The organism is Skermanella sp. (genome assembly GCF_059503625.1).
Map to the genome: position 1 here is coordinate 1 of NZ_JCACHA010001145.1, position 5,135 is coordinate 5,135.

The following is a 5,135-nucleotide window of genomic DNA, read 5'->3' on the forward strand; positions in this document are numbered from 1 at the left end:
AGCGCCGGCGATGTGCTGATTGCCGATGGCGAACTATACGGCAATGCGCCCAACATCGCCGCCCGGCTCCAGAGCCTAGCCAAGGCGGGCGAAATCTGCGTCTCCGACGACGTGCTGCATCGGATCGTCACGATGCCTGACGCCGAGGTCAGGCCGATGGGTGATCTGAAGCTGAAGAACATCGCAAGGATGGTGAAAGGGCACCGCGTCCTGGTGACCAATGTCCGGCCGACGGCAAGTCCCGTCGGCATGGAAAACCGCGTCCGGCGGCTGTCGCTGTCGCTCAACCGGCGGGGCGCATGCCGTCCTGTTCCTCCCTGATCCTCCGCTTGCTCTCCAGGCTGGAAGATACGAGGTTCAGCAGGGTATCGGCCGACACCGGCTTGATGAGTATTTCCGTGGCGAACTCCCGGCCTTCCGACCCCGCCCGCTGGTAATCGGCCGTGACGAAGATGATGGTCACGCCGAGGGGCGCCAGTTCGGACGCGACAGAGATGCCGTCGATCGCGCCGCGCAGGCCGATATCCAGTACCGCCAGATCCGGCAGATCCTGATAAGCCAGTTCCAGCGCCTTTTCCCCGGTGTCGGCAGGACCGAGCACGGTGTACCCGGTCATTGACAACAACGACGCCCATCCCATCGCGATCAGCGAATTGTCCTCACAGATCAGAATGCGGTTCTCGCTTGAGGTGTTTCCGCCGGTAAGGGGACTTAAGGCGCTGGACATCATTGCGTGACCATCCATCAGGGATGGTTCACACTGGCTCAAAATGGTTAATTTAATATTAACCATAAAAATTGCTGCTGAAACCATGTCGGTTCGCCATGTAAAGTGAGCGACCGATCTATCATGTACAAGTCTGTCTAATGACTTGGTATGACCGTTTGTAAAATTTTATATCTTTTGAAATTTAATTGCAGGCGGTCGATTGAAGTTTTAAAACCAAGAAAGAAATGATCATAATACGCCTAGTTTTTCAAGAATCCATCTTAAAAGGGTCATGGCAGTGCGCATGATGACCACTGAAACAATTTTACTCTCGTCGATCGTCCAATCGGTACTCGACTACTGGAAGAGTAAAATCATCGACCGCATGATGCCAGCGCGTCGTGATATCGATCCTTGTGAGATTCCTCAACTGCTGCCGTGGCTGATATTGACGGATGTATTCTACGATCCATCCGATTTCCGGTATCGTCTTATCGGTACTCAGGTCGTCGCGCAGGCCCGTCGGGACTATACTGGCAAGAGGTTTTCCGAAATGGACCATACGGGACCTGCGAGCACTGTCTGGATCGACAGGATGAAGGTGGTCCAGATGCGACAGCCGGTGTTCTCGGCTCCCCCATACAGCGGCCCCAAAGCCGGCGTCGCGACCGTTTCCGGCATTCATCTGCCGCTATCCAGCGATGGCTGGACGGTCGATATGATCCTTACGGCGGTGGACTTCGCGATGGTTCTCAAAACGCGGCCATGATGCCCGATTCGATGGCACTGTCGTTGACATCACCCCTTACTCATTGTGGTATTCATAAAACGTATCGAGTCGTGTTTATCAAAAAGACAAAAAAGGCACTGAAGCAGAACATGAAATATATCGTGCTATGCTTAGCAAAGCCATGGGTTCTAGGCATCTTTGCCTAAAATTTGATTGCCGGGACCAAATTGGCCGTTTCGTCTTGATGGAAACCGCATGGCCAGTGTTTCGGAGAGTCCGAAGCGCTCGCATGAGGGAACCCAGAGGTTGGGACATGAGGACGTGGCCGCGCATCTCCTTCCTTGATCGTCGATACCGGAGAGACTGCCCTTACGACCCTTTACGGCAACTGGAACACCGCAGGCTCGCCGAGTGGACCGGGTGATACGGTCAGTGCAACATCCCGACGAGTGCTCTCCGAGATTTCGGCTGGATCTGGCTATCCGTGCCGTCGGACGCCTGATCCAGCCATTCAAGCACCCGCCCGGGACCTTCCTGCGCTGCCGCCGACCCGCTCACCATCGAAGAGGCTGCCCCCCGACGGCGTGAACTTGACGGCCTTGGACAACAAGCCCACGCCCGCGTCCGCGGCGCGCTGGCGCATCGTCCGGCAGCAACCGGCGACGGCGCGGACGATATCGACGGTGCCCTCGTTCAGATCGATCTTGCCAGCATCGATCTTGGACATGTCGAGGATGTCGTCGATCATCGTGAGCAGATGCACTCCATTTACCCGGTATGCTCCCCAATACACAAATATTGCAAAGTTCTTCATCAAAGCCAAAAATGAATGGTAGCCATATTGCAATTTGGAAAGCGAAAGATTTTCAATTTGCGGTTCCGGCGATACCCCGCTCTTTGCAACGAAGCGTTCACTGATGAGAACCCCTGGACATTCCTCCTGATCGTCTGGCTGAACGGCTTTCAACTCCAACGGAGCAAGTTTCGAGAATTAAATTTCGTCGGCGGTTTCGAAAGAAGCCCAATGACAGGCATATCAGATTTGTCCTACGGTATGGCGCAAGCCACTTTAATCAACGATTTACCACCGGAGTTGACAAAGAAGCCAGAATTGTCGTAATTGAGGTCAGGACTATGGAACGGACGTTCTTTTTGTTTGAAAACTTGGCAAAATGCAATTTTCTTGTAATGGGATGCTGATGTGATTGAAACCGAAGATAATCAGGTCGAAGTCAAACGCGGACGTCAGGCCAGAAACAGAGGCGCGTCTCAGGAAGCCAATCAGCACATTGGTGAAAGGATTCGTATTCGCCGCACCCTGTTGAACTTGTCTCAGCCGGAACTCGGCAAGGCCCTGGGAATGTCGTTCCAGCAGATGCGGAAATACGAAACGGGAGCGAGTTCCGTCGGAGCCGGCCAGCTTTGCGAGATCGCGAAGGCGCTGGATGTTCCGGTCAGCTTCTTCTACGACGGTCTCGACGGGATCTCCGCTCCTGCCGAACCCGAGGTAAAGGAACGACAGGACGAGCGCTTCACCCACGACGAACTTGAAGTCTTAACTCACTACAAGGCCGCTCCCGGCTTTATCCAGGACGCGGTACGAACTTTGCTCGGGTACATTTCAGGGCAGGACCGCGAAACCGGCGGGACGTTCAGGACTCCCGATCCGGTCGCAACACCCGTCAGCCGGCCAAGAGGCCGGCCTCGCAAGAACGCCAAGGCGCCCGATGCGGCACCGGCCCGCGAGAGCAGCAGCGCCGGGGAAGCGTCGAACGAAGCGGACGCGGCCGGGGAGTCCGGAACGGCGGAGACGGGCAGGAAAACCCGCCGACGGACCTATGGCGCCACCTGGTCTCCGCTGGACATCCGCAAGTAAAGCCTCCGCAAGTAAAGCCTCCGCAAGCAAAGCCAAAGCCCGCACCGGCCATCCTTCATTGGCGGGACGAAACCGGATCGGCCGTGCGGGCCTTGGAGCGCTGCGGCAGCAGGCTTGGCAGCACCAGGACGATGAACAGGCCGGCGACCACCAGCGACAGGGCCAGGAGGTCGGCGCCGGCCAGCGGCTCGCCAAGGATCAGGGCGCTGGAGAATACCCCGACCACCGGGATCGCCAGGGTTCCGATCGCCGCGACGTTGGCGGGAAACAGCGAGACGATGCGGAACCAGGCCCAGTGGCAATAGATCATCGGGATCAGCGCCGCATAGATCACGCCGAGCGCCCCAGGCGTGGTCAGGTCCATCACGGATGCCGGATCGCCGACCAGAAGGGCTGCCAGGATCACCGGCACGCCGCCGATCGCAAGCTGCCAAGCGGCGAGCTGGATGGTGTCCATCCGCCAGGGGATCGCCTTCAGCATGACGGTGCCGATTGCCCAGCAAATGGCGGCGGCCAGCATCATGGCGGCTCCCCAGGGCGTTCCGCCCAGCCGCCCGAACTCCGGGATCAGCAGGATCGCGAGCGCCGCCAGTCCCAGGGCAAGACCAACGATGCGCAGCGCGGTCATGCGCTCCCGCAGGAAGACGACGCTCAGGATGGATGCCCATAGCGGCATGGTGAAGGCGATGATCGACGCCCGTCCGGCGGCCATGAGCGTCAGCCCGAACGCCGAGAAGATCTGCCAGCACGTCACGTTGATCAATGCCGTCAGGATCAGCGGCTTAAGGTCCGCGGGCGGGATCCGGAGGCTGAGACCACGGGCGCGGGCCACCAGCATCAGTCCGCCCGCTCCGGCGATGAAGCAGATGGCCCGGAATGTCCAGGGGTCCATGTCGATGACGGCCAGCTTCATGGCCGGCCAGTTCGTGCCCCAGAAGAAGGCGAGCGAGGCCAGCAGGAAGAATCCCTGGCGGGGCAATTGTTCGGACGATGAGGCTGCCGGAGCTTGCGATGCGGAGTCGGTTGCCTGTGCCAATGCGTTTCCTCAAAGGGACGGAAGGATTCTTGTTATGCAACGTCAACCCGCCGCTGCGCGCTTTGGCACCACCGCCGGTCAGTAGAATGGCGGCGTGACGGCCCATAGGACTTCCGCCTCGTCTTCTCCCAGGTTGCGGAAACGGTGCGGTCGCGGGCTGTCGAAGCGGAACGTGTCGCCGGCGTTCAGCACGAAGACGAGATCGTCCACCGCTAGCTCCACGGTTCCCTTCAGGACGGTCCCCGCTTCCTCTCCCACATGGCTGTAGGGCTCCATCCCAGAGCCGCCGTGACCTTCCAGGCGGACGATCATGAGTTGCAGGTTGCCGCCGTCATCGGGGGTCAGAAGCTCCTTGACCATGCCCCGGCCGGAAAAATCCAGCGTCCGCCGCCGCCCGGCGCGCACGATCAGGCCGGCTTCCTCCGGCGCTTCGCTGTCGGCATCCGAGAACAGCCAGTTCATCGGAATCTGAAGTGCTGTGCAGATGCGTCTCAGGACGCTGATCGACGGCGACGACAGGCCCCGCTCGATCTGGCTGAGCAGACCGATCGACACCTCCGCCTCACGCGCGAGGCTTTCCAGCGACAGTTTCCGGATGCGCCGGCGTGCGCGGATGCGGCGTCCTACGATGGCATCGGGGTCTTGGGACAGGGAATCCTGGGTAGTCTGAGCGGGGGGAGTACCCATTGCGGAAAGTGCCTTGATCGTTGACAAGCTAAGTATATCGCTCATACCGTGAAAAAAACAGCCTAGAATTTCACGATAACGGCAGGAGCAGGGCCTT

Annotated in this window: 6 protein-coding genes and 1 pseudogene; 3 read left to right on the forward strand and 4 right to left on the reverse strand. The window is 58.9% G+C overall.

The genetic code is table 11. From position 1 onward, the window contains the following. A pseudogene (locus tag AC5JJ6_RS40760) lies at positions 1–321 on the forward strand (hypothetical protein); the annotation flags it as partial. Here the strand turns inward: AC5JJ6_RS40760 and AC5JJ6_RS40765 are convergent. After that, complete coding sequence (locus AC5JJ6_RS40765; protein ID WP_496047528.1) at positions 284–814, reverse strand: response regulator; 531 nt, start codon at positions 812–814, stop codon at positions 284–286. The pseudogene AC5JJ6_RS40760 and the gene AC5JJ6_RS40765 sit on opposite strands and share 38 nt — an antisense overlap. Before the next feature lie 199 nt (positions 815–1,013). On the opposite strand from AC5JJ6_RS40765, the gene AC5JJ6_RS40770 reads away from it, so the two are divergent. Further along, positions 1,014–1,478 (forward strand): PAS domain-containing protein, encoded by a 465-nt coding sequence (locus AC5JJ6_RS40770; protein ID WP_496047529.1) that lies wholly within the window; start codon positions 1,014–1,016, stop codon positions 1,476–1,478. Positions 1,479–1,950: 472 nt separating this feature from the next. On the opposite strand, the gene AC5JJ6_RS40775 is transcribed toward AC5JJ6_RS40770, so the two are convergent. Next, positions 1,951–2,412, reverse strand: a complete 462-nt coding sequence (locus AC5JJ6_RS40775; protein ID WP_496047530.1) for a sensor histidine kinase — start codon at positions 2,410–2,412, stop codon at positions 1,951–1,953. 228 nt (positions 2,413–2,640) lie between these two features. On the opposite strand from AC5JJ6_RS40775, the gene AC5JJ6_RS40780 reads away from it, so the two are divergent. After that, a complete protein-coding gene (locus tag AC5JJ6_RS40780) occupies positions 2,641–3,315 on the forward strand; it encodes a helix-turn-helix domain-containing protein (RefSeq protein WP_496047531.1) in 675 nt (224 codons plus the stop codon). Between the two features lie 55 nt (positions 3,316–3,370). Here AC5JJ6_RS40780 and AC5JJ6_RS40785 read toward each other — a convergent pair whose 3' ends face one another. Together AC5JJ6_RS40785 and AC5JJ6_RS40790 are read right to left on the reverse strand one after the other, a co-directional pair. Then, on the reverse strand, positions 3,371–4,351 hold the full coding sequence (locus AC5JJ6_RS40785; RefSeq protein WP_496047532.1) for a DMT family transporter: 981 nt from the start codon (positions 4,349–4,351) through the stop codon (positions 3,371–3,373). 78 nt (positions 4,352–4,429) lie between these two features. Beyond that, on the reverse strand, positions 4,430–5,038 hold the full coding sequence (locus AC5JJ6_RS40790) for a helix-turn-helix domain-containing protein (RefSeq protein WP_496047533.1): 609 nt from the start codon (positions 5,036–5,038) through the stop codon (positions 4,430–4,432). Between the last annotated feature and the right edge of the window lie 97 nt (positions 5,039–5,135).